Origin of the sequence: Leeuwenhoekiella sp. MAR_2009_132, assembly GCF_000687915.1 — a bacterium.
GTDB lineage: Bacteria > Bacteroidota > Bacteroidia > Flavobacteriales > Flavobacteriaceae > Leeuwenhoekiella.
Genome location: NZ_JHZY01000002.1, coordinates 1,090,449 through 1,116,135, shown reverse-complemented (window position 1 = coordinate 1,116,135; position 25,687 = coordinate 1,090,449). Strand labels below are relative to the sequence as shown.

20 protein-coding genes, 1 tRNA gene and 1 pseudogene are annotated in these 25,687 nt (G+C 36.3%); 10 read left to right on the top strand and 12 right to left on the bottom strand.

Features of this window, described 5'->3' with window-relative positions; all coding sequences use genetic code 11:
* Nucleotides 1-182 precede the first annotated feature (182 nt).
* The 6 genes and pseudogenes from P164_RS04855 (at nt 183) to P164_RS04830 (ending at nt 11,445) form a co-directional block, all read left to right on the top strand.
* Complete coding sequence (locus tag P164_RS04855) at nt 183-3,125, top strand: SusC/RagA family TonB-linked outer membrane protein (protein WP_234405816.1); 2,943 nt, start codon at nt 183-185, stop codon at nt 3,123-3,125.
* A 4-nt stretch (nt 3,126-3,129) separates the two neighbouring features.
* Nucleotides 3,130-4,754: pseudogene (locus P164_RS04850) on the top strand (RagB/SusD family nutrient uptake outer membrane protein).
* A gap of 15 nt (nt 4,755-4,769) precedes the next feature.
* The gene (locus P164_RS04845) at nt 4,770-5,912 is read left to right on the top strand and encodes a SusE domain-containing protein (RefSeq protein ID WP_028375339.1); all 1,143 of its coding nucleotides are present in this window, start codon (nt 4,770-4,772) and stop codon (nt 5,910-5,912) included.
* A 42-nt stretch (nt 5,913-5,954) separates the two neighbouring features.
* Nucleotides 5,955-7,397: an alpha-amylase gene (locus tag P164_RS04840; RefSeq protein WP_028375338.1), complete on the top strand. Its 1,443-nt coding sequence runs from the start codon at nt 5,955-5,957 to the stop codon at nt 7,395-7,397.
* 70 nt (nt 7,398-7,467) lie between these two features.
* Nucleotides 7,468-9,315 (top strand): glycoside hydrolase family 13 protein, encoded by a 1,848-nt coding sequence (locus tag P164_RS04835; protein WP_028375337.1) that lies wholly within the window; start codon nt 7,468-7,470, stop codon nt 9,313-9,315.
* Nucleotides 9,316-9,324: 9 nt separating this feature from the next.
* Nucleotides 9,325-11,445 (top strand): TIM-barrel domain-containing protein, encoded by a 2,121-nt coding sequence (locus P164_RS04830; RefSeq protein WP_028375336.1) that lies wholly within the window; start codon nt 9,325-9,327, stop codon nt 11,443-11,445.
* 512 nt (nt 11,446-11,957) lie between these two features.
* Here the strand turns inward: P164_RS04830 and P164_RS04825 are convergent.
* Both P164_RS04825 and P164_RS04820 read right to left on the bottom strand, forming a co-directional pair.
* Nucleotides 11,958-13,166, bottom strand: a complete 1,209-nt coding sequence (locus tag P164_RS04825; RefSeq protein ID WP_028375335.1) for a site-specific integrase — start codon at nt 13,164-13,166, stop codon at nt 11,958-11,960.
* Nucleotides 13,167-13,411: 245 nt separating this feature from the next.
* Nucleotides 13,412-13,486: transfer RNA gene (locus P164_RS04820), tRNA-Pro, on the bottom strand.
* A gap of 258 nt (nt 13,487-13,744) precedes the next feature.
* Here P164_RS04820 and P164_RS04815 point away from each other — a divergent pair.
* The gene (locus P164_RS04815) at nt 13,745-14,194 is read left to right on the top strand and encodes a hypothetical protein (protein ID WP_028375334.1); all 450 of its coding nucleotides are present in this window, start codon (nt 13,745-13,747) and stop codon (nt 14,192-14,194) included.
* A gap of 1 nt (nt 14,195) precedes the next feature.
* Here the strand turns inward: P164_RS04815 and P164_RS04810 are convergent, their stop codons facing one another.
* Together P164_RS04810 and P164_RS04805 are read right to left on the bottom strand one after the other, a co-directional pair.
* Nucleotides 14,196-14,642 carry a c-type cytochrome gene (locus tag P164_RS04810; RefSeq protein WP_028375333.1) on the bottom strand — a complete coding sequence of 149 codons (447 nt, stop codon included), beginning with the start codon at nt 14,640-14,642 and terminating at the stop codon, nt 14,196-14,198.
* Nucleotides 14,639-15,766: a PQQ-dependent sugar dehydrogenase gene (locus tag P164_RS04805; protein ID WP_028375332.1), complete on the bottom strand. Its 1,128-nt coding sequence runs from the start codon at nt 15,764-15,766 to the stop codon at nt 14,639-14,641. The genes P164_RS04810 and P164_RS04805 overlap by 4 nt, the downstream gene beginning before the upstream one ends.
* Before the next feature lie 159 nt (nt 15,767-15,925).
* On the opposite strand from P164_RS04805, the gene trxB reads away from it, so the two are divergent.
* A complete protein-coding gene (gene trxB / locus P164_RS04800) occupies nt 15,926-16,882 on the top strand; it encodes a thioredoxin-disulfide reductase (protein WP_028375331.1) in 957 nt (318 codons plus the stop codon).
* A gap of 80 nt (nt 16,883-16,962) precedes the next feature.
* On the opposite strand, the gene P164_RS04795 is transcribed toward trxB, so the two are convergent.
* Together P164_RS04795 and aroB are read right to left on the bottom strand one after the other, a co-directional pair.
* Nucleotides 16,963-17,307, bottom strand: coding sequence for a hypothetical protein (locus P164_RS04795; RefSeq protein ID WP_035899348.1), 345 nt, complete (start codon nt 17,305-17,307; stop codon nt 16,963-16,965).
* A gap of 75 nt (nt 17,308-17,382) precedes the next feature.
* Nucleotides 17,383-18,462, bottom strand: coding sequence for a 3-dehydroquinate synthase (gene aroB, locus P164_RS04790; protein ID WP_028375330.1), 1,080 nt, complete (start codon nt 18,460-18,462; stop codon nt 17,383-17,385).
* An 88-nt stretch (nt 18,463-18,550) separates the two neighbouring features.
* Between aroB and P164_RS04785 the strand changes: the two genes are divergently transcribed.
* Nucleotides 18,551-19,723 carry a proline dehydrogenase family protein gene (locus P164_RS04785; RefSeq protein ID WP_028375329.1) on the top strand — a complete coding sequence of 391 codons (1,173 nt, stop codon included), beginning with the start codon at nt 18,551-18,553 and terminating at the stop codon, nt 19,721-19,723.
* Between the two features lie 57 nt (nt 19,724-19,780).
* Here P164_RS04785 and P164_RS04780 read toward each other — a convergent pair whose 3' ends face one another.
* The 6 genes from P164_RS04780 to P164_RS04760 form a co-directional block, all read right to left on the bottom strand.
* Nucleotides 19,781-20,164 carry a hypothetical protein gene (locus P164_RS04780; RefSeq protein WP_028375328.1) on the bottom strand — a complete coding sequence of 128 codons (384 nt, stop codon included), beginning with the start codon at nt 20,162-20,164 and terminating at the stop codon, nt 19,781-19,783.
* 19 nt (nt 20,165-20,183) lie between these two features.
* On the bottom strand, nt 20,184-21,380 hold the full coding sequence (locus P164_RS04775) for an alanine dehydrogenase (protein WP_028375327.1): 1,197 nt from the start codon (nt 21,378-21,380) through the stop codon (nt 20,184-20,186).
* 85 nt (nt 21,381-21,465) lie between these two features.
* Nucleotides 21,466-22,029 carry a hypothetical protein gene (locus tag P164_RS04770; RefSeq protein ID WP_028375326.1) on the bottom strand — a complete coding sequence of 188 codons (564 nt, stop codon included), beginning with the start codon at nt 22,027-22,029 and terminating at the stop codon, nt 21,466-21,468.
* Nucleotides 21,977-22,114 carry a hypothetical protein gene (locus P164_RS18790; RefSeq protein WP_199907769.1) on the bottom strand — a complete coding sequence of 46 codons (138 nt, stop codon included), beginning with the start codon at nt 22,112-22,114 and terminating at the stop codon, nt 21,977-21,979. Before P164_RS18790 ends, P164_RS04770 begins: the two co-directional genes overlap by 53 nt.
* 255 nt (nt 22,115-22,369) lie before the next feature.
* Nucleotides 22,370-22,777 carry a tRNA (adenosine(37)-N6)-threonylcarbamoyltransferase complex ATPase subunit type 1 TsaE gene (gene tsaE, locus P164_RS04765; RefSeq protein ID WP_028375325.1) on the bottom strand — a complete coding sequence of 136 codons (408 nt, stop codon included), beginning with the start codon at nt 22,775-22,777 and terminating at the stop codon, nt 22,370-22,372.
* Between the two features lie 26 nt (nt 22,778-22,803).
* A complete protein-coding gene (locus P164_RS04760) occupies nt 22,804-24,354 on the bottom strand; it encodes a PglZ domain-containing protein (protein WP_028375324.1) in 1,551 nt (516 codons plus the stop codon).
* Nucleotides 24,355-24,436: 82 nt separating this feature from the next.
* Between P164_RS04760 and P164_RS04755 the strand changes: the two genes are divergently transcribed.
* Entirely contained in the window at nt 24,437-25,666 is a 1,230-nt protein-coding gene (locus P164_RS04755) for an HD domain-containing protein (protein WP_028375323.1), read from the top strand.
* Nucleotides 25,667-25,687: the final 21 nt, after the last annotated feature.

Here is a 25,687-nt window from a genome sequence, read left to right as displayed (position 1 = left end):
GAGCATCTTATTTCTTCATTTTTGTGGTGTAAGTTGATTATTAATTTAATCAAATACATTTTCCATCTCAGTATTCACTTTAAACAACTTGTGCTTTTGTAAAAAATCACGAGCTATTGATCTACATAGCGCAAACGTTTGCAAGGTCTATTTGGGGTAAAAACAATTTTAAAATTCATTAAATGATTAAGAAATTTATGAGAGAATTATTTAAAAGCTTACGGCTCTTATTCTTCATACTGCCTATGAGCTTTTTTGCCCAGAATGTTGTGAAGGGTACAGTGACCGAAAGTGCTACCGGCATTCCTATACCAGGAGCAAACATTATTTTAAAAGGAACGAGCAACGGTTCTACAACAGATTTTGATGGTAATTATACTATTAACAATGTAAAAGAAGGAGATGTGTTAATGTTCTCTTTTCTTGGTTTTAAAGAAGTTGAGATTGCTTACGCTGGTCAGCCTACTGTTGATGTAGCGTTAGAAGAGAGCCAAACCAGTCTTGATGCGGTTGTTGTAATCGGTTACGGAACTGTGACTAAAAAAGATGCGACAGGTGCAGTTAATCAGGTTTCTACAGAAGACTTTAATAAAGGTCAGGTTAATACGGCTACGCAGTTGATTACCGGTAAAATTGCAGGGGTAACGGTAACCTCTGGGGGCGGTGCTCCTGGAGAAGGTCAAAACATCAACATACGTGGTATTGGTTCTATTTCATTAAATAGTTCGCCCTTGTATGTAGTAGATGGTATTCCGTTAGATAATACTAATGTGGGGGGGTCCAGAAACCCGTTAGACTTTATCAACCCTGCAGACATTGAGACCATGACGGTTTTAAAAGATGCTTCTTCTGCTGCTATTTACGGTTCTAGAGCCGCAAACGGTGTAATTCTGATTACAACCAAGAAGGGAAAAGGAAAAGAATTTAAATTCAACTATTCGGGTGCTACAACGACTTATCGTCCTACTAATTATGTAGACGTGATGAGCGGGGATGAGTTTAGATCTTTAGTTACCAATGTAGGTTCTGATGCTGCAATTTCCCGTTTAGGGACTGCTTCTACAGACTGGCAACAATTGATTTATACAGAGGCTTTTGGTTCTGAGCATAACTTGAGTGCTACTGGAAGTATTGGCGGTTTTATGCCAGTAAGAGCTTCGGTAGGTCACACGGATCAAGACGGTATTCTAAGAGGAGATAATTTCTCTAGAACTACAGGTTCTGTAAGTTTAAGACCTACGTTTATGGACGGTCATCTTAAAGTAGAAATCAATGGGAGAGGGATGTATACCGAAAATACATTTGCTAACCGGGATGCTATTGGATCCTCGGTAGATTTTGACCCTACTAAAAGTGTTTACACTGACGACTCTCCGTTTTCGAACTACAACGGTTGGTATGTATATAGCGCAGATGCAGACCGGTTTATTCAAAATAGCCTTGCACCTACAAACCCTATTGCATTACTTAACGAGAAAAACGATTCTGCAGAAATTAGAAGATTTATTGGTAATGCAAAAGTAGATTACAAATTGCACTTCTTTCCAGATCTAACAGCTACGGTAAATGTAGGAATGGACAAAACAAACAGCCACGGAAGAACGATTCTTTCTGACCAGATGCCTTCTTCTCAGTTGGACTGGAACGGCTCTTATTCTAACTACATCAATCAAGCTACCAATAAGCTTTTTGATGCCTACCTTACGTATGACAAAGACTTCGGTAAGAGTTCTTTAAACGCTGTTTTGGGGTATTCGTATCAAAGCTTTGAGTATGATAATTATAGTTTTGACAGCGAGGCACAAGAAGAAGGAAACGATGCAGAATTCATTGATAAATGGCGCAGTACCTTACTTTCTTACTTTGGAAGAGCAAATTACAATTATGACGACCGCTATCTGTTAACCGCTACCGTGAGAGCGGATGCTTCTTCAAAATTAAATCCAGATGATCGCTGGGGTTATTTCCCTTCTTTTGCTGTCGGGTGGAATATTAATAACGAAGATTTCTTCAATTCCAAAACAATTAATCAGCTTAAGTTGCGTGTGGGTTATGGTGAGATTGCAAACGTGAATGGTCTGGGTGATTATTTATTCTTGACCAACTATACCGGCAGTCGTTCTAATGCGAACTATCAGTTTGGAAATACGTATTACCAGACCTATCGCCCGGATGCTTATAATGAAGACTTACGCTGGGAAGTGGGAAAGACGTTTAATGCGGGTATTGATTATGCTTTGTTTAATAGCCGAGTTAGCGGATCTATTAATGCCTATCTAAAGAAAACAGAAGACTTAATCAGTTTTGTAACGGTTGATCCATTTACTAATTTCTCTAACAAGATCAATAAAAATATTGGTGATATGGAGAACAAAGGAATTGAATTTGAATTAAACGTAACGCCTGTTCAGACTGAGAACTTCACCTGGAGAATAGGATATAACATAGCGTATAACGATAACACGATTACTAATCTACCTGATCAGGTAGAAGTGGGAGGTATTTCTGGGGGTACTGGTAACAATGTACAACTCCATAAGGAAGGCTACTCCCCGTTTAGCTACTGGGTGTATAAACAAGTTTATGATGAATCTGGCAGACCTATTGAAGGTGCATTTGTAGATCGCAACGGGGATGGTCAGATTAATGATGACGACCGCTATTTGTATAAGAGTCCGTTTGCAGACGTAACGATGGGTCTAAATACAAATCTTAATTATAAGAATTGGGATCTGGCAATCGTATCTCGAGCTAGCTTAGGGAATTATGCTTACAACAACATGGCTTCAAGTAAGTCTTATGAAGTGCGTGCTACCGAAAATAGTATTTTGACCAACCTTCACAGGGATTATTTCAATACAGGTTTTCAGTCTATAACAGAAACCAGTTTACAAAGTGATTACTATATTCAAGATGCTTCCTTCTTCAGACTAGATAACATCACGTTAGGATACACCTTTGCTCAGGTATTTAAAGATTCAGATCTTAGACTATACGGTTCTGCACAAAACGTGTTTACCATTACTGATTATGAAGGTTTAGACCCGGAAATCAATGGCGGTATAGATAACAATTTTTATCCAAGACCGCAAATTTTCACTTTTGGTGTAAATCTAAACTTCTAAAAAAATGAACATGAATTATATAAAAAAATTACTTTTCGTTATTCCAACGCTCCTAATTGTGTCTTGCCATGATGATTTAGATCAATCCCCTATAGATCCAGACAGTTTTACGGAAACCAATGTTTTTGCGAATGCTGACGAAGCTAAAGGAGCTTTGGCAAAACTCTATGCGAGCCTAGCTTTAACCGGTCAGCAGGGACCTTCGGGACAACCCGATATCACCGGAATTGATGAAGGTACTTCTCAATACTCCCGTTTGCTTTTTAGCTTAAATGAACTCACAACAGACCATGCTGTAATAGGATGGGGGGATCCGGGATTGCCTAATCTACACGCAATGAACTGGGGTGCGGGCAATGACTTTACCACAGGTATGTATTACCGTTTGGCTCAAGAAGTATCTTTTACCAATTCATTTATAGAAAACGCGTCGGCGCTTAATGAAAATGTAGAAGTAGAAGCCTACATAGCTGAAGCTCGTTTTTTACGTGCATTTGCCTATTATAATCTTTTAGATTTGTACGGTGAAGTACCTTTAGTCACTGTAGTTTCTACAGACTTGCCTGAGCAAAACACAAAAGCAGAGATCTTCAATTTTGTGGAGTCTGAATTGTTAGCAATTCAAGATCTGCTTAAAGATAGCGGCGCCAATGAATACGGTCGGGTTGATCGTGTTGCGGCATGGGCTTTACTTTCTAAGTTGTATTTGAATGCTGAAGTATTCACGGGTGAAGATCGGTATACGGATGCGATTACGTTCTCAAACCTTACGATCAATTCTTCGTACAGCATCAACACGACTGATGCTAACGGAAACGGGTCTGCTTATGACGAACTCTTCTTAGCTGATAATAACAGTAACGGAGCACAGAACGAATTTATTTTTACACTCAATTTTGACGGAAACAATTCCCGAACCTACGGGGGTACAACCTTTTTGGTTCACGCTGCAATAGGGGGGCAATGGATGCCTTCAACTTTGGCGTAAATGGGGGTTGGAGTGGTTTACGTACCACAAAAGCTTTGGTGAATAAGTTTGATTACTCAATTACCAATACAGATGCAGACGGTAACCCTATTGAATGGGAAGATAGCAGAGCCTTGTTTTATACAGACGGGCAAAGCTTTGAGATTAATACTATCGCAAACACCTTTACAGATGGTTATGCGGTTACTAAGTTTAAAAATGTTGATTCTAACGGTGCCGCCGGTGTAGATGAAGGGGGTGACTTTGTTGATACAGATCTGCCGGTCATCAGACTTGCAGAGATCTATTTAAACTATGCAGAGGCCTTACTAAGAGGAGGTTCTGGTGGTGATCTCAATACAGCTACCAGTTATATAAATGAGTTGAGAGCCCGTGCATTTGGTTCTACAGCAGGTAATATTTCTTCCGGAGATCTAGACCTTGATTTTATTTTAGATGAACGCTCAAGAGAGTTGTATTGGGAAGGGCAACGCAGAACAGATTTGATTCGCTTCAACGACTATACTACCGGTAATTACCTGTGGCCATTTAAAGGCGGTTCAAAATCAGGAACTGCTGTTGATGATTTCAGAAAATTATTCCCATTACCTAGTAACATCATTTTGATTAATCCTAACCTGACTCAAAATACAGGTTATTAATAAATACGAACTACAATGAAAAAAATAACTTTAGTATTCATAGCATTTATCGCACTAATTAATTTTACTGCTTGTTCAGACGATGATGGTTTTACCTTTACAGCAAAGCCAGATCCTGAAGGTATTGCGTTTACAAATTCAACCTTAGAAACTTATAATTTAACAGCTTCAAATTCCGCTAATATTGCAGAACGCTTTGTGTGGAATGCCGCTAATTTTAATGTACAAACTCCAGTAAACTACGAAGTTCAAGGATCTTCTGTTGAGACTTTTGAGAGTTTTTCTGTAATAGGGGTAGGTACTCAAACCAATCAGGCTGTTACTGTGGCAAATATGTTGGCACTGGCTAAAGAGGTCGGTCTAGATAACGATCCTACTACGGCAGAGCCAAACACGGGTTCTGTTTACTTTAGAGTGCGTGCTTATGTAGGAGCAGATGCAGGTAATGTTGTAGAACAGCTTTCTGAAGTGCTTACAATTTCTGTAACCTTACCAGAAGAGGCTGAAGAGAATTTAGATCTACCTAAACTATTTGTTGTGGGTAATTTCTTATCACTTGGCGGTTACGGATCAGACTGGACACCGGCTGATGCAGTGCCACTTGCAGCTTCTGCTGAAGGAAATACAGATTATGAAGGTTTTGTATTTATCAATTCGGCTACGCCAGAATTTAAATTTTTACCTACAAACGAAGCTTTTGATGGGGATTATGGGGATACCGGAGCAGACAACGGTACGTTCTCGGGGACTATTGAGCAAGAAGGTGAAGTAAACGCGGGCACTCCAGATGGAACTGGGGGTTATTACTTAGTAAATGTAGATACTAATGCATTGACTTATGACCTTACTGAAACTAGCTGGGGTGTGATAGGTAATGCTACACCTACTGGTTGGGATAGCGATACCGATATGGTTTATGATTCAAAAACCAAAATATGGAGTGTAACTCTTGACCTTACAGAGCAAGAAGCTCCAAATAACGGTATCAAATTTAGAGCTAACGATGCTTGGGAGATCAATTTTGGTGATACTGATGCAGATGGTAGCTTAGAATTTAATACGGATCAAAATATCGGTGTCCCGGCAGATGGGAACTATACGATCACTTTAGATTTGAGCAACCCAAGACAATACAAGTATTCTATATCTAAAAACTAATTATAAAAGGCTGCCCAGTGCAGCCTTTTTAAAACAGAAAATATGAAACAAAACGTATTAAAAAACCCGTTGCTTTATCTGTTAATCTTGCTCTTTAATGTAGGATGTCTATCAGATGAAGGCACCGATGTTACAACTGATGACGATGGTGGAGTTACAAACCCTGTAGAATTTACAGCTCTTAATTTGATGGACTACGATAACGGTAGTCGTGTAATGATGCAGGCTTTTTACTGGGATGTTGAGCCCCGTTTTGAATGGTGGAATACTTTATCAGGTAAAGTTGCCGACTGGAGTGAAGCCGGTATTAACCGTATCTGGTTGCCGCCCGCTACAAAAGGACAATCAGGTGGTTATTCTATGGGCTATGATGTTTCAGATTATTTTGATTTCGGGAATTTTGAGCAACACGGAACAACTCCAACCCGTTTTGGGACTCGCGAAGATCTGGAGAATTTGATCGCTACAGCTCACGAAAATAACCTTGAGGTTATTGCAGATATTGTACTCAATCACAATTCAGGTGGTGGTTTGGAATACAATCCGTATCGCGACAAAGAAACGTATAGCTTGTTTGATGAAACCCATGGCAATGCTTCGGGAATGTTCAATAGAAACTATGAAGATTTTTACCCCAATAGCGTGAGTAATTATGATCCGGGTAGTTTGTTTTATGCAGAAACCAATTTAGATCACCACAGAGAACGCGTTCAAAACTGGTTGTGGAAACAGGACAATTCCGTAGCTAAATATTATAAAAACGTAATGGGCTTTGACGGTTGGAGATTTGATTATGTATTAGGTTTTGAATCTTTTGTGATCAAAGATTGGCTGGCAGAAGTTGGTGGTTTTTCAGTAAGTGAATTGTGGGATGGAGATCCAGATCTTATCCGTGAGCACATAGAAGCTACCGGGAGTAATGCTTTTGATTTTTCAGCTTTTTACAGAATGGAGCAAGCCTTTGACCGTAATGATGATTTAACCTATTTGACCAGAGATCAGGTATGGCAAACGCACCCTGACAAAGCGGTGACCTTTACAGCAAATCACGATACAGAGAAAGATGGAAACATCGATAACTACATTGAGTCTTCAAACAAATTAAAGGCCTATGCTTTTATAATGACGCATCCCGGTTATCCTACGGTTTTTTATCTGGATTATGAGAACGAAGCTTTTAAGGAGCAATTGAATAAGCTTATTTTAATTCACAATACTTTAGCAACCGGAGATCTTGAAGTTTTGTACACAGATGAAGATGAGTATATCGCAAAGCGAAAAGGAACAGGAGACAATCCCGGTTTGATTGTATATATCACGTCTAACAGCAGTACAAAAAGACGTACAATCGCTACAGGATGGAATGATGTACAGTTGATGGACTATTCTGAAAACTCAACCTACTCACCAATCACTGGTGAAGATGGCGGCGCACAGTTAGAAGCCCCTGCAAATGGTTATGCGGTATGGTCTGTTATGCAATAATTCAGGACAGAAAAATATTATGCAGTCTCTCATTTTTTAAAAACAAGAGGCTGCATTTACAGCAAGAATTATGAGAAGTACATTAAGATATTTTATGCTGCTGGCAATTAGTTGTGTGTTTAATTACGGCACTTACGCGCAACTAGAAAAAGTAGAACCACCGTTTTGGTGGGCAGGAATGGAAAAGTCTGAAATACAGGTGATGTTCTACGGAACCAATATTGCAGATTTTAGTGTTTCGGTACAAGAAGAAATTCTGGTTACCGGAGTGGTAAAAACCGAAAATCCCAATTACATTTTTGTAAGTATCGAAACTCAAAATGTAGCAGCCGGAACTATTCATTTTCAATTTAAGAAAAAAGGAAAGTTGCAGTTTACAAGAGAATATGAGCTAAAGGAGCGAGCTGAAAATTCTGCAGATCGCAAAGGTTATACCAGCAGCGATGTGATCTATTTGCTGATGCCAGACCGTTTTGCTAACGGAGACCCTAATAATGATTCTGTAAAAGGTTTAGAAGATAAGTTAGACCGAAGCAAAAGCGGTGGAAGACACGGTGGTGATATCACGGGGATTATAGATCATCTGGATTATTTAGAGGAGTTGGGCGTTACGGCTATCTGGAGTACCCCACTTCTTGAAGATAATGATCCCGCGTATTCGTACCACACGTATGCGCAGAGCGATGTTTATAAAATTGATCCCCGCTACGGAAGCAATGTAGATTATAAAAATCTAGCTTCAGAATTGCATAAACGCGATATGAAGCTCATTATGGATTACGTGACCAATCACTGGGGAGCACAACACTGGATGATTAAAGATTTACCCAGTTACAATTGGATCAATCAGTTTCCAGGTTATGAGCAATCTAACTACCGCATGGAAACCCAATTTGACCCACATAAATCAGATAGCGATTTTAAATACTGCGTTGACGGCTGGTTTGTAAAAACCATGCCGGATCTCAACCAGAAAAACCCGTTAGTGTTGAATTATCTTATTCAAAATGCAATCTGGTGGATTGAATATGCAGACCTTGACGGCTTGCGTGTAGACACTTATAGTTATAATGATAAAGAAGGTATAGCTACGTGGACCAAAGCCATTATGGATGAATATTCTGACTTCAACATTGTAGGTGAGGTATGGTTGCACAACCAAGCACAGATCGCTTATTGGCAAAAAGACAGTAAGATCGGAGCGATTCAAAATTACAATACCTATTTGCCTTCTGTAATGGATTTTACCTTGCATAATGCTGTAGAACACATGTTTGCCGAAGGTGGTGGCTGGGGAAGTGGTATTATGAAAGCTTACGACAATTTTGTAAATGATTTTCTATACCCAAATCCAGATAATCTTTTAGTCTTTTTAGAGAATCATGATACGCGTAGATTCAATGATATTTACGATAAAAACCTGAGTGCTTATAAATTAGGTCTTACGCTTATTGCGACCACCCGAGGAATTCCGCAGTTGTATTATGGTTCAGAAATAGGGATGCGTGGAGATAAGTCTAAAGGCGACGGCGCAATTCGCCAGGAATTTCCCGGGGGCTGGGAAGCCGACGCGCAAAATGCTTTTAGCGCTTCAGGAAGAACAGTGCAACAAAAAGTTTTTTTTGATTTTACCAAGAAGGTTTTAAACTGGAGAAAATCATCAAAAGCTGTGCACACGGGAGAACTTACTCAGTATATTCCGGAGAATAATGTCTATGTCTATTTCAGAAGTTTAGGTGCAGATAAAGTGATGGTGGTTTTGAACAATAATGAAGCCGATCAAACATTAGATCTTGCTCGTTTTGCGGCAGATCTTAAAACCACAAACGGAACAGATATCATTACCTCTCAAAATATTACGCTAAACAAAACACTTACGGTAGCGGCAAAAACACCATTGATCATTCAATTAAACTAGTTTTTTAAAATGAAGAAAATCACATTACTATATATTTTAGCATTAACGGCAGGATTACAAACTGTTTTTGCTCAATCGGCAAGTCTAGCAGAACCAGGCGTTGCTGTGTTTTATCCAAAAGATTTTGACTCGATTCATACGCTTCCTTCTCTGGCAGTTATTAAAGATTTACCAAAGCGCGATTCGCTTCCTGCAGCCTGGAGGGTGAAGCCAAAATTCATTCAGATGGATGGAAAGAGCTCGGTTCATTTCGACTTAAATCCAGAAACAGATTTATATGGAACCGGAGAAGTTATAGGCGATTTACGCCGCAACGGCTCTGATGTTACGTTATGGAATACCGATAATTACGAGTACGGTAAATTTGAAGGAAAACAATTGTATCAGGCACACCCTTGGGTTTTGGGCGTACGTGCAGACGGAAGCTCTTTTGGTATTTTAGCAGATAACTCTTGGAGACAGGAAATTCGTTTAGAAAACGGAGTTGATATAGTCAGTGAAGGACCTTCTTTTAGGGTTATTGTTATCGAGAAGGAAACTCCGCAGGAGATTATGGTAGCACTTGGCGAACTTACCGGTACGATGGCAATGCCGCCACTATGGGCTTTGGGGTATCAGCAGTCGCGTTATTCTTATTTTCCGGACACGAATGTACAGGAACTTGCAGACGAGTTTAGAGATCGAAAAATACCGGCAGATGTGATCTGGATGGATATTGATTATATGGAAGGTTTCCGGGTATTCACCTTTGATCCTAAAGGCTTTCCGGATCCAAAAGGATTGAATGACTATTTACACGCCAGAGACTTCAAGTCGGTATTTATGATAGACCCGGGTGTAAAGCAAGATTCACTCTATTCGGTTTATCAAGAAGGAAAAGCCGGTAATCACTGGGTTCAAGATTCTTTAGGGAATGAATATAACGGCGAAGTGTGGCCGGGTCAGGTTGCTTTTCCTGATTATACTAGACCTGAAACTCAAAAATGGTGGGCTTCTTTATATACTGATTTTATGAATCTGGGAATCGACGGGGTATGGAATGATATGAACGAACCGGCAGTTTTTGACGGTCCGGGAGGTTCTATGCCAGATAACAATATTCACCGAGGTGGAGGTGATTTGCCGCAAGATGTGCATTTGCGCTATCACAATGTATACGGACTTTTAATGGTGCGTTCTAGCCGTGAGGGTATAATGGAAGTGAATCCTGAGAAGCGTCCTTTTGTACTCTCCAGAGCAAACTATATTGGCGGGCAACGCTATGCTGCCACCTGGACAGGTGACAATTCTGCAACTTGGGACAATTTAAAAATGTCTATCCCGATGTCAATAAACCTTAGTCTTTCAGGTCAGCCGTTTAACGGTCCTGATATTGGTGGATTTACCAAAAGTCCGAGTGCAGATTTATTCGGAAACTGGATTGCTTTGGGAGCGTATTACCCGTTTTCTAGAAATCACACCTCTAATGAAACCGAAGGTCAAGAGCCATGGGCTTTTGGCAAAGAGATCGAAAACGTGTCGAGAACAGCGATCAACCGCAGGTACCGTTTGATGCCCTATTTATATACTTTGTTTCACGAAGCAGCAACTACAGGAATGCCGATTATGCGACCTACCTTTTTTGCCGATGTTCAAGATGTAAAGCTTCGTCAAGAACAACAAAGTTTTCTGTTAGGTGAAAATCTATTGATCGTTCCACGTTGGGCAAAAGATTTAAAAATGCCTGAAGGAGACTGGCAAAATATAGCCTTTGAGGAAAGTGATGATAACTATCAGGCGATAGTAAAATTACGTGATGGAGCGATTGTTCCTGTAGGACCAGTGATTCAAAGCACTGAAGATTACGGTACTGCAAAACTGACATTATTGATAAACCCCGATGAAATGGGAAATGCTTCCGGAAGTCTGTATGACGATGCCGGTGAAGGTTTTGGCTATCAAGAAGGAGATTATGCAATCTTAGATTTTTCAGCTTCTAAAAATGCTAAAAACACCTTAGAAGTAAGCGTAAAACAAACTGAAGGTACTCGTAAAACTGCACACGAATACCGAATTGGTTTAGTAAAAGATGGTAAAGTCAATTATTCAGACTGGTCGTCAAAAGATACTATTAAAATAGATTTAAAATAAACAATCACATTTTAGTAAAAAAGTAAAGGCTTCTAGTATGGAAGCCTTTCTTATTGAATTTATTTTAAGGTTTTTTTATATTACTAATACTTACAAAACTCTCAATAAATAAATTTTTTGCGTCGAAATTAACAGGTGCATAAATTTCCATTATAAAAATAAACATAGGTGACAGGAAATAAAATTAGTTATCAATGATCTAGTTAGGTATAGCCTCTTTTATTTTATAACTCTGAGTATGATTAAAGCCGTTTTGTACGAACTCTAACGACATTTAAAATTCAAACTCATTCATCAATTTGATTTTTTTTTTGCAAAGTAAATATATCTTCATCTGATTTTCAGCTCATATTTACGTATAATAATGAGGTGTTATCCCGTTTTATGATCGAGCATTTTACTGACCGATTGAGACCCCATTAGATAATGGTAATTGTTCTTAGAGGATGTATCGATCCTAATAGGAGGGAAGGTTTGTTTTAATTCCAGAGCATTAATATTTGTTGTGATATTTATAATTGATTTAATTTTTCTCTTAAAGAATCTATATCACTAGAAACTTTCGAATCAATAACCCTAGCATAAATTTGTGTAGTAGTAATATTATGATGTCCTAAAAGTTTTGAAACTGTTTCAATGGGAACACCATTTGATAAAGTTACTGTTGTAGCAAACGTATGTCTGGCTGCGTGAAAGCTTAATCTCTTATTTATATTTAATTCTGCTGCAATTTCTTTTAAATAGCTGTTTATTTTTTGATTGGAATAAACAGGTAATAGTATATCAGAATCCAAAATTTTTATATGGTTTGAATACTTTTGAAGTATCAAATCCGCCTGTTTAAGAAGAGGGATTCTAATTGGGGTGTTTGTTTTCACTCTTCTTTTAAAGATCCACTTCTTACCATCTATACCAATTTTAAGGTGATCTTTGGTTAAGGTTTTAACGTCGACATAAGCCAGGCCCGTGTAGCACGCAAAGAGAAATATATCTTTTACAAGATTTAATTTTTCTGTTTCAAAAGTCGTTTCTTCAATACGTTTAAGGTCTGATTTACTCAAGTAAATCATATCCACAGATTTAAAATTTAATCTAAATCTAGCGGCTGGATTCTTATCAATCCAATCAAGGTCTAGTGCCAGACGCATTAATTTTTTGAAACGCTCCATGTGCTTCATGACTCCGTTATTGTGAAGTCCTGGTTTTACTCTTAGAAAACCTTCAAAATTTAGAATGAATTTATAATCGATTTGTTTTAGGTAAATATCATCGATTCGGAGTTCCACTTTCAGAAATTCTATTAAATATTTTTTTGTGGTGCTATAGTTTTTTAAAGTACCATATTTTAGAACCTTTTCCATTTTACACTGGTGATAATTTAGCAATTCTATTAAAGTGATGTTTTTAATATCATTACCTAAAAAACGATTTTTAAGTGCATCAATGGTTATGATTTGGTTTTCCTTTTTTAAATCATCGTAGGATTGGTATAGTTTTGAACGAACATCATCAACCTTGCGATTTATCTGCTGGCTTTCTATGTTACTACCCATCATTCTGGATCCTGAAGTATTCCATCTGTCTGTGGGTACTTCTCGTTTTAAACTTATTTCTCTACTTCTTCCGTTGATTGTTATTCTTGTATAGAGTAACGCTTTTTCTGGTTGGTTTTTCTTTTTTCGAACAAAAAATGAAATTGAAAATGTTTGCTTGCTGCGCATAACCAATTCTGTTTAATTAAACATTGATTGAATTACGAAAGTCAAACAAGATTTATCTCTAGGAGATATACCACTAATTTACAAAAAAAGAACTCACGATTAACTCACTATTAAGGCAAATAACTCACGATTAGCTCACGATTTCCTTAACATTCTTTGTGTTAAATTAGCGTCATAAAAAAAGGTAATTATATGATTTTCATATAATTACCTTTGATTTGTGTTAAATTTACTTTAACAGTTCGTCGGGATGAGAGGATTCGAACCTCCGCTCTCGCGCCCCCCAGACGCGCACTTTAACCGGACTAAGCTACATCCCGAATTCTTATAAATCAGCTACATTTTAAAGGAGTGCAAATATAAATAAATGCAGAAGACCACAAAGTGAAATTGTAGAAGAAACCGTGACTATTTTAAATTTATTGATTCTATTCTCAAAACAGGTAGCTGGTAAAAATGACATTATTATATAACATAGTTTAATAGAAATTTTAAAGGAGTAATTAATTATAACGTTTTCGTTAAATGGATATTTATTTTACGTAACTTAATAGTGCTAATTACTAAACACTTACATTATGAAACCCTATATTCTAAGTATCATCGCCGGAGTCTTACTATCATCAATTACATTAGTTTTTCCAACAATTAAAAATGAGATTGAACCAAGTATTCAGGGAACCTGGGAACTAAAAAACTTTTATTATTATGATAACAATATAATCATAGATACTGTAGGAGCTACAGATGGTTACCGCCAGATTAAAATGTATACTAAAAATCGAGTTATGTGGACACGTTATGTACCAAAAGACTCAGTAGAATGGTTTGGCTACGGAACGTATAGTGTTCAACAAGATAAATTGATTGAAACTCTCGAATACGGATCTGAAAGTATGATGGAAGTTTTAGATACTTTAAGAATATTTACATTTGAGCTTCAACTCTCACAAAATGAGTATAGCCAAATAAGTACAGATGCTGAAGGTAACCGCATATTTTCAGAAAATTATATACGTATTGAATAAATTATTTTGAAATTTTCTTTACTTCTTCTTCGGTAACACGGGTTCCAGTATTGCCCCAGCTATTAAAGACAAAATTCATAACGTCTGCGACCTCATCATCATACAACCCTAAACCAGGCATGATGCTGTTGTAAGGAGTTCCATTAACTATTATTTTTCCGTTCAAACCATATTTAACGGCACTTATACTTGCCTGTCTGTTTTTAAGTAAATAATCTGCCTGTGCTAAAGGTGGGAAGGTTCCTTTTATACCTTCACCCTGTGCCATATGACATTGCATACAGAAATCTTCATAAAGTACAGCACCTCGTTTTATACTATTTGTAAGCACAGTATCAATGATGGTTTGGTTTACTTGAGATTTTTCAGAAAATTTGAGTTTATTTTCTTTTAAATTCAATAGAGTTATTAATGTAATCGCTCCTGTTATGAGTACTGTTGTTTTCAATTTTTCACAAGTTTTACTATTCCTACTCCTTCAACGCCAGCATAAATAAAGCCGTCTGCTGCTTGTATTACATTGCGCACTCTACCAATACCGTCTAGTAGCTTTTCGCGTTTGACAACCTTATTATTGTCGAGATAAAGAGCTTCCAGATACACAAACTTTAGTGAGCCTACGAGTAAGCTACCTTTTAATTCAGGATAATTATCACTCGTTACTAAAGCCATACCGCTGGGAGCGATAGAGGGAACCCAATAATACAAGGGTTGTTCCATCCCTTCTTTTTTAGTCTCCTCTGTAATATCTGTTCCGCTATAATTAATGCCATAAGTTATAACTGGCCATCCATAATTTGCTCCTTTTTTAATGATGTTGATTTCGTCGCCACCACGAGGTCCGTGCTCATTTACCCAGATTTCATTAGTTTGAGAATTAAAAATCATTCCCTGTGGATTACGGTGACCATACGACCAAATTGCAGTTTTAGCATTGCTTTTATTTACAAACGGATTGTCATTAGGAATACTACCATCTAAATTGAGACGGTAAACCTTGCCGTTATCACGGGTGATATCTTGCGGATTTATATCGCGTTCGCCACGTTCTCCTGCACTAAAAAATACATGCCCATCTGTATCAAAAGCTATTCTACTGCCAAAATGTTGTCCCTTTGTAGTATTAGGAGATGCTTTATATAAAACTTCTTGAGCAGTAAGCGTATTCCCGGTGATCTTAGCGCGCATCAAGGCAGTATTACCACCTTTTCCCTCACCTTGTGTAGAAGCATAGGTAATATAGATATAGCCATCATTAGTATAATTTGGACTTAATTTTAAATCTAATAAACCACCCTGACCTCGATTGTATACTTCAGGAATACCTTCAATTTCGGTTTTCGTCTCATTTTTAAAATGAATAAGTTTTCCTTCTTTTTCAGTAATCAATAAACTTCCATCTGGAAGAAATGCCATTCCCCAGGGGTTGATAAGATCGGGGACCAGTACTTCGTAACTGTAACTATTAGAAACCTTAATTTCTATATCATTGGCTTTAGTCTCTTTCGGATTTTGAGCGCATGCTATAAACGTACAGAGAAATACAAAGGAGAAGAGTGTAAATACTTTCATAGTTTTTTGTTTAAATATAAATAAGTACAAAGTTACTTTTAGTGTAATTGGCTAAAATTTGTAAATAAATAGTGTTAATAACGACTTACAAAAGGATGAACGTACTTTTTAGAAAGTGTTTTTAAAAGGGTACTTTTGTAAGAGTTTAAAAAATATATAATGGCAGTAGAACGAATTAAATGTTTAATTATAGGCTCTGGCCCGGCGGGATATACCGCAGCAATTTATGCGTCAAGAGCAGATTTAAAACCTATAATGTATACCGGGATGGAACCCGGAGGGCAATTAACAACAACTACTGAAGTTGATAATTTTCCCGGTTATCCTGACGGAATTGATGGCCCTACCATGATGATGCAGTTGCAAAAGCAAGCAGAGCGTTTTGGTACTGAAGTACGTATAGGTATGATAACTAAAATTGAATTATCTCAGGAAGTAGGCGGAATTCATAAAGCCGTTGTTGATAATACAACTGAAATAGAAGCAGAATCAGTAATAATTTCTACTGGTGCAACAGCTCGTTACCTCGGCTTGCCTAGTGAGCAGCGACTACGTGGTGGGGGCGTATCTGCCTGTGCAGTTTGTGATGGGTTTTTCTACCGCAATCAACGCGTAGCAATTGTAGGTGGTGGTGATACAGCAGCAGAAGAGGCAACTTATTTAGCTAATATCTGTGAGCACGTTACCATGCTGGTACGTAAAGATGAGATGCGCGCTTCAAAAGCGATGCAACACCGTGTAAATTCTCGTAAAAACATCACAGTTCTATATAATACTGAAGTTGAAGAAGTTCTAGGAGAACAAGTTGTTGAAGGTCTCAAAATGATTAATAATGAGACTAAAGAAACTACTCAAATAGAAATTACCGGCTTATTTATTGCGATAGGACACAAACCAAATACAGACATTTTTAAAGGTCAATTAGAGATGGATGAGACTGGTTATATTATAACCGAACCTAAATCAACTAAAACCGGAAAACCTGGTGTATTCGCCAGTGGTGATGTACAGGATAAAGATTATAGACAAGCAATAACAGCAGCGGGCAGCGGGTGTATGGCCGCTCTTGATGCCGAGCGTTATTTATCTGATATAGAAAAACCTGTGGAGGCTTAATCTTCGAATCAGGTTAAATAAAAAAGCTCCCAATATTTAAAATATTGGGAGCTTTTTTTATGAATCTTATTCAAATGAAATTAATCAATGTCATCTTCATCATCAATATCCTCATCAATAGGTTCAACGATATCATCATCGTCATCATTAACTATCTTTTCTGGTAAATCAACAATGGGTTCATTTAAATCATCAACATCATAATCATCTACATCATAATTCTCCATAGATGTTTCTAATTTTTTACTCACCTTCACGAGGTAAATTGTATCAGCTGTACGAACTTCAACACACTCTATTAGCTCATTTTTAGCATTTTTAAAAGAGATGATCTGATCATCATCATATCCGTAAGGATACTTATCTACTAAGAGAGCAAGTATTTCTGGTGTAAGCTTTTTATAATCAACGATAACGCGTCGCATATATAGTATTTAAAAGTTATTCCTATTTGAGGTTAAATGTAAAAAAAAACGTTTTGCATAGACAACACAATTGTATTATTTATTACTTAAATTTTTATAATAATCAAAAGCATTGAAAATCAAATCATTAGAAGCTATTTGATTTAATCTTGGTTTACCTATTTCTTCCAGAAGAACAAAATAGATATTTCCGTGGCTATTTTTTTTATCATATTTAAGCAAAGTAATGATTGCTTCAATATCAGAATCGTTAAAAGACACGGGCTCGTAAAAACTTAAAATTGATTTAGATAATTCTAAAGCTTTTTGTGTGTCAAATCCTGTTAACTGCGTAGAAAGATAATTAGCTAAAATCATACCTATGGCAATGGCCTCTCCATGCAATAATCTGGTTTTATCTATAGACTCCATAAAATAAGATTCTATGGCGTGACCCAGTGTATGACCGTAATTAAGACTTTTACGAATTCCTTTTTCGAAAGGATCTTCTAATACAACTTCATTCTTAATATTAATAGATTGATAAACAAGTTCTGCTAAACTATCAATATCTGAATAGGTAGCAGATTTGACAGCATTCCAATACAATTCAGAATTAATTAAACCGTGCTTGAGCATCTCTGCATAACCACTACGTAGTTCTTCTACGGGCAATGTATTTAAAAAAGTAAAATCTACGAGTACTAACTGAGGGTTACTAATCACCCCAATTTGATTTTTTAAAGCACCAAGATCTACTCCGGTTTTTCCTCCTACGGAAGCGTCAACCATTGCAAGTAGGGTAGTAGGTACATTTATAAAGTCTATGCCTCTTTTAAAGCAACACGCAACAAATCCACCCAAGTCTGTAACAACGCCACCACCTAAATTTATAAGTAGACTCTGGCGGTCTGCATTAAGCTCTGATAATGCACTCCATACGCCTTCACAAGTTTCTAGATTTTTAAATTCTTCACCCGGCTCAATTTCTATAATTTCAATTGTTTGTGAGGTTTCAACCCGCTGTAAAAAATGTGCAAGACAACTTTCATGCGTGTTACTGTCTACTAATATAAAGAGGATACTATATTCTTTTTTCTTTAGTAGCGTATTTAAATTTTGATAACCGGAATCTGTAAAAACTACATCGTAGTTTTTTGCTTTTATAGCTTGCATGTTAAAGTACTTTAAAAATGTGAAATTAGTATCTTTTTGTAAAACTAGGTTTGCGATTGTGATTATATTTGGCGCCTAAAGTTGAATTATGTTAGAACAAAAGATATTTGATAATACAAAAAATGCATTTTCTTTAAAAACAGATAGTGAGCTAGAGCGTGCTTATTTTCTTTTTAAGATGATCTCAAAGCAACCTCTTGTAAAAATTGGGACCGCTGTTACGCGTTTTGCTCTTAATGCAAATCTTCCTGTAGAAGGTCTTATACGGGCAACTGTTTTTGATCATTTTTGTGGTGGTGTAAGTGAAAAAGATTGTGTTTCAGTTATTGAAAAGATGTATGACAAAGGTGTTCACTCTGTTTTAGATTTTTCAGTTGAGGGTAAAGAGACCGAAAATTTATTTGATGAGGCCTTAGATCGTGTTATTAGTCTTATTCGTTTTGCTAAGGATAAGCCGGGTATGCCATTTTCGGTATTTAAACCTACCGGCTTTGGAAGATTTGAAGTCTTTAGAAAAGTTACCGAAAAAGAAGAACTTACATCTGCAGAACAACAAGAATGGGAACGTATTGTAGCTCGTTTTGATAGCATATGTAAGATTGCTAAGGAATGTGATATAAAATTGCTTGTAGATGCTGAAGAGAGCTGGATGCAGGGTGCTGCAGATGATTTGGTCTTAAGTATGATGCGTAAATACAATACAGAAAAACCTATTGTATTTAATACGTTACAATGTTATCGCTGGGATCGTCTTGCTTATTTAAAAGAATTGCATTTAGATTCTATTGAGAAAGGATATAAACTGGGAATGAAAATTGTACGTGGGGCTTATATGGAAAAAGAGCGAGCTCGTGCAGAAGAGAAAGGATATGAATCTCCTATTTGTAAAGATAAACCCGAAACAGATGCACATTTTAATGCGATGCTCGTATATGTTTTAGATAATCTAGATGATATCTGGGCTTTTGTAGGTTCACATAATGAAGAGAGCAACTATTTGGCCATAGAAATTATGGAACAAAAAGGAATTGTTCATGAAGACCCCCGTATATGGTTTGGACAACTCTACGGTATGAGTGATCATATTAGTTTTAATCTTGCCGAAAATGGTTATAATGTAGCTAAATATGTTCCATTTGGGCCTGTTAAAGATGTTATGCCTTATTTAATACGCAGAGCGGAAGAAAATACATCTGTGGCTGGTCAAACTAACCGGGAATTAAGTTTATTAAAGCAAGAGCGTAAAAGAAGAGATATTTAATAAATAAAATATTTCTTAAAAAATTTTATAGACTGTTTAGATAGCAACCTAAACAGTCTATTTTTTTTCTACGCTAAGCACTGTAAATTTTTCATCACAATTTTCTAGAGTTGCTGTAATAGGTATTTTTACAGATTCTTGAGAATAAATACTGTAAAAACCACAAGGCTCTCTGCGGGTGTCACTTTTACTAAAGTCTACCTCTCCTTGAAGAAATAATACATTTAAATCTGTTGTGTCTAATTGTAATGCCTGGAGTTCTTTTTCGGCATTCTCAGATAGCGAATATCCGTTATTTCTTATAGTCTTTAAAACACGTGCATTTGGCATATAGTCACAAGACGGAAGTTCGACACCGCTGCCTTTTACAAAAAAAGCGAGCAAGATTAGACCAATAGAAAAACCACCTAAATAATAACCGGTGCGATGTAGAACTCTCATACGTAAGTTTAAATAGAATTTAGAAAAACAAGAGATTGATATCTCTAAAGGGTAAATCAAACCATTCTGCAACAGATTTACTGGTTAAGATTCCGCGGTAAAAATACAATCCATTTTTTAAACCCTTGTTCATACGCAGGCTATTTTCTAATCCTCCGTGTTCGCCTATTTCAAGTAAATACGGTGTAAAAATATTACTTATTGATATTGAAGAAGTTCGTGCGTATCGCGAAGGTATGTTGGGTACACAATAGTGAATAACTCCGTGCTTGATAAAAGTAGGTTTATCATGTGTTGTAACTTCACTGGTTTCAAAACAGCCACCCATATCAATGCTTACATCAATAATTATAGAACCTGGTTTCATATACTCAATCATCGTTTCTGTAACAATGACTGGTGATCTGTCTTTACCACGAACGGCACCAATGGCCACATCACAGCGTCTTAAGGCTTTTAAAAGATTTTTAGGCTGAATGGTAGAGGTGTAAATAGGTCTACCTACGTTTACTTGTAAACTTCTTAATTTTGTGAGGGAGTTATCAAACACCTTTACATTTGCTCCTAATCCCAATGCAGAGCGCGTTGCAAATTCACCTACGGTTCCTGCACCTACAATAACGACTTCAGTAGGAGGGACGCCACTTATATTGCCAAACATAAGACCATTTCCCTGATTTTGTCTTGACATAAGCTCAGAAGCTAATAGAATAGAAGCAGTTCCTGCAATTTCGCTTAAAGCCCGAACGGCAGGGTAGGTGCCATCAGCATCTTTAATAAATTCAAATGCTAAAGCAGTAATTCGCTTTGTAGCTAAGACTTTAAAGTATTCTTTTTTCTGTGTTTTTAATTGTAATGCAGAAATTAGAACCGTCTGTGGGTTTATTAATTCTAATTCTTCAAGAGAAGGAGGTTCTACTTTAAGAACCATAGGGCATCCAAAAACTTTTGCCTTATCGGAAGTAATTTCTGCCCCAGCTTCAGAATAGTCGTGATCAGAAAACCGAGCGTCTTCACCGGCATTCGTTTCCATAAGTACACGATGGCCGTGTGCAACAAGAGCTCCTACAGCGTCTGGTGTTAAACAAACACGTTTTTCTTGAAAGTGATTTTCTTTAGGAATCCCAATAAAAAGTGAGCCTTTACGCTGTTCTATTTCGAGTTTTTCTTCTTGAGGAAGTAATTCTTCGCGAGTAAACGGACTGTTTGATATCATCTGAGAGTTTATCGTATTCTACTTTTCAAAATACGGATAAATATAATAAGGAAAAAAGACCTAAGGAAAGGATATTTTAATTGAATTAGCCCATAAATAAAGGCTCATCATCGTCATCGTCAATGTCCTCATTTTGGAAACTTTTTAGGTTTTCGTCTTTGATTTCTCCTTTAATAGTTACGCGTTCAAGTTCAGATAAGTCAATATTGTGAATGCGATCAAAAATTTTCATTCTAATACCGTAACTAAATATTAGCATTATTAAAATTAAGGGCGCTAATATGAAAATTTCATTACTATCAACAAATGATAAATCATCATTTAGAGTATAATAGATTTGGAGTGATAACATTATAATGGGAATTAAAATAGCGTGATACCACCAATGTTTACACGTAAAAAACCAAATAAGCATAAATACTAACGGTACAACTTTTCCCGTTAGTGTCCAAGCAACAACATAAATGCTCTGGTAATGAGCACTATCATATTTAAGGTGAAATCCAAAAAAAGAAGCTTCCCAAATTTTGACATCTGGGAAGCCTTCATATAAATAAAAAAAGTAGGGTGATGAGACTAATATAGCCGCAATGAAACTACCCGTGAGTAGGGACAATGATTCTACTTTTTTCGATTTTTTTTGCTGCATAATCTGCATTGTCGTTTTGTACCGTGTAAGTAACTGCTGTTGCACCTGCAATTAAAAGGCCTAGGAGTAAAGCTTTAATTTTCATAATGTAATGTGTTTGAGTGTTAATGATTTGTTGATACAAAGATGCTCAACACAGAACACAATACATAATTCAAAATAATGCCTACTTTCGCAAGTGTTTAGAATACATTAAAATATTTAAAACAGCTTATAAATTTCAACCAAGTTAACAATTATAGTTTTAACAGAAAAAAAAATCATTCCAACTTTAAAAAAAGAATGTAAGTAAGTAAAATCTTACAAAACCGAATTTATATATTTTTTAAATTTTAACATTTTAAATAAAATATAGGCAACGACTGTTTTCATTCAACGAAATTATTTTCGCTGAATGGACGTCATATTGATCAAAAATGTTAATTCTTTCAGGCCATTCAATAAATTTCCAACAATCGCGTTGCAGATATTCTTCAATTCCTAAATCATAAGCTTCATCTTCGGTTTTTAATCTATATAAATCAAAATGTAATATTGATTCCTCATTCTTTCCCAAATATTCATTTAAAATTGAAAATGTAGGACTCGATACAGTGTCATTAGAACCTAATTGTTCTACTAATGACTTTATTAACGTTGTTTTACCGGCTCCCAAATCGCCATAAAATAGAATGATTTTGTGAGTAGCTGATTCTATAAGCTGTTTTGCCACATCATTAATGGCAGACAGATCATACGTTATTTCCATATTTTTAATTATTTACGTAATTAATTCTATCTCGGATTTAAAACCACAAAAGGAATAATCATTTCTTCAAGTGAAACTCCCCCATGTTGATATGAATTACGGTAATAGCTCACGTAGTGATTGTAATTATTAGGATATGCAAAAAACAAATCACCTTTTGCAAAAATAAATGAGCTGCTCATATTTATCGAGGGTAAGTGTATTGCCTTAGGGTCTTTTGCAGACAGTACATCTTTCTCTTCATAGGTAAGACTTCGACCCGTTTTATAACGTAGGTTGAGACTTGTATTTTTATCTCCAATAACTTTTGAAGGATTCTTTACATTTATAGTACCATGATCGGTAGTAAGAATTATTTTAAATCCTAATTGCTGAGATTTTTGAATCATTTCAAGCAATGGTGAATTTTTAAACCAGCTTTCTGTCAATGAACGGTATGATTTATCATTAGAAGCAAGTTCTTTTATAACTTCCATCTCGGTTTTAGAATGACTTAACATATCTACAAAGTTATAAACTAAAACTGTTAAATCATTGTTTTTTAGTGAGTTAAAATTTTCGACTAATTTTTTTCCACTTTTTAAGTTGGTGATTTTATGATATTCCCATTTCAGATTCAATCCCAATCGCTTTAGTTGAGCTTCCAGAAATTTGTCTTCATTCATATTTTTACCACCTTCTTCAGTATCATTTAACCACAAATCAGGATGTTTTTTCTCCATCTCGCTAGGCATTAAGCCAGAGAATATAGAGTTACGTGCATATTGTGTAGCTGTAGGAAGTATACTGTAATAAGTACTTTCACTTTCTTTTTTATAATAGTTGTTAATAATAGGTTCAAAAGATTTCCATTGATCGTACCTTAGGTTATCTATTACAATTAAAAGAACTGGAGCTTCTGTGGTTGCCAAATGCGGAGCAATTTTTTCTTTAAAAAGTGTATGAGACATTGTAGGTTTTTCCTCGTCTGTAAACCAGTCTTCATAATTGCGCTCTATAAATTTGAAAAATTGATTGTTAGCTTCGGTCTTTTGAGATTCTAAAATCTCCTGCATACTTTGGTCTTCAATCCCTTCAAGCTCTAACTCCCAGTAAATAAGTTTTTGATACAACTCAGACCATTCTTCAAAAGAATTAACCTGAGCCATGTCCATAGCTATTTTTCTAAATTCTTGTTGATAATTGAGTGTAGTCTTTTCTGAAACTAATCTACTTGTATCTAAGTTCTTTTTTAAACTCAACAAAATTTGATGAGGATTCACCGGTTTTATAAGGTAATCTGCAATTTTAGAACCTATTGCTTCTTCCATTATGTACTCCTCTTCACTTTTAGTAATCATAATTACCGGTAAGGTGTCGCGCTTGGCTTTAATTTCACTTAGGGTTTCTAATCCTGTTAAGCCCGGCATGTTTTCATCTAAAAAAACTATATCAAAATTTTCTTCTTCAACAAGTTCAATAGCCTCTGTACCACTTTGACAGGTCGAAACTTCGTAATTTTTCTTTTCTAGAAAAAGTATATGTGGTTTGAGTAAATCAATTTCATCATCTACCCAAAGTATTTTTATAGTATTCATAATAGTATATTTGTTAAATAATTGGTCTAAAACCCCAATTTTAATACGTGAAGTATTTATAAAAACTAAAAAGGATTTCTGTTTGCAGACCAGCCACAAACTTACAATAATTAACGACCCTATATATGGGTTTATTACTATACCCAAGGGTCTCATCTTTGACCTGATACAACACAGGTACTTTCAGCGTTTGCGCCGTATTTCTCAAATGGGATTGTCTTATCTTGTTTATCCGGGAGCACATCATACAAGATTTCATCATGCAATAGGATGTTTGCATATTATGCAAAAAGCGCTTGAAAAGCTTGATGAGAAAGGTGTTAAGATATCAAAAGAGGAAAAAGAAGCGACAATGATTGCAATATTGCTGCATGATATAGGACACGGTCCTTTTTCTCATGCTATGGAAAACAGTATTGTTGAAGATGTACATCACGAGCAAATTTCGCTCCAGTTTATGGAGACACTTAATAGAGAGTTTAACGGAAGTTTAACCCTTGCCCTAAATATTTTTAAAGGAAGTTACCCCAGACCTTTTTTACATCAACTGGTTTCTGGGCAACTTGATATGGATCGTACAGACTATCTTAAAAGAGATAGTTTTTATACCGGCATGGCGGAAGGAAATATCAATACAGATCGCATTTTAGCAATGCTAAATGTAAAGGATGATGTTTTGATGATTGAAGAAAAAGGGATTTATACCATTGAAAAGTTTCTCGTAGCGCGAAGATTAATGTATTGGCAGGTCTATTTGCATAAAACAAGTTTAGTTGCAGAGCAGGTTTTAGTGCGTGTTCTCAAGCGAGCTAAAGAACTTACTAATGCTGGTATAGAGCTTGAAGCCAGCAAGTCACTCGCATTTTTTCTTAAAAAGAAAAATGCAGAAGGTATTTTTGATACCCAAGCCTTAGATATTTTCTCGTCTCTTGATGATTATGATATTATAGCTGCAATGAAAGCATGGTGTGATCACGACGATTACGTGTTAAGCAGATTGTCTCAAATTATAATTTACCGCAACCTTCCCAGAATCAAAATTAAAAAGAAACCTTTTGATAAAGATTTTGTGAAAGCAGAGAAAAATAGGGTTAAACAGATGTGCGGTTTGAATGATCATGAAGTGAATTATTTTGTTTTTACAGGTACAATTACAAACCAGGCTTATACTCTTAAAAAGGAAGCGATAACTATTTTAACCCGAAAAGGAAAGGTAATAGATGTGGTTTCTGCCAGTGATCAACTAAGTTTAAAAGCTTTATCTAAGGTGATCACCAAAAACTATATATGTTACCCTAAGCATTTAAATTAAGGCTTTTTTTCTATTTTTGTC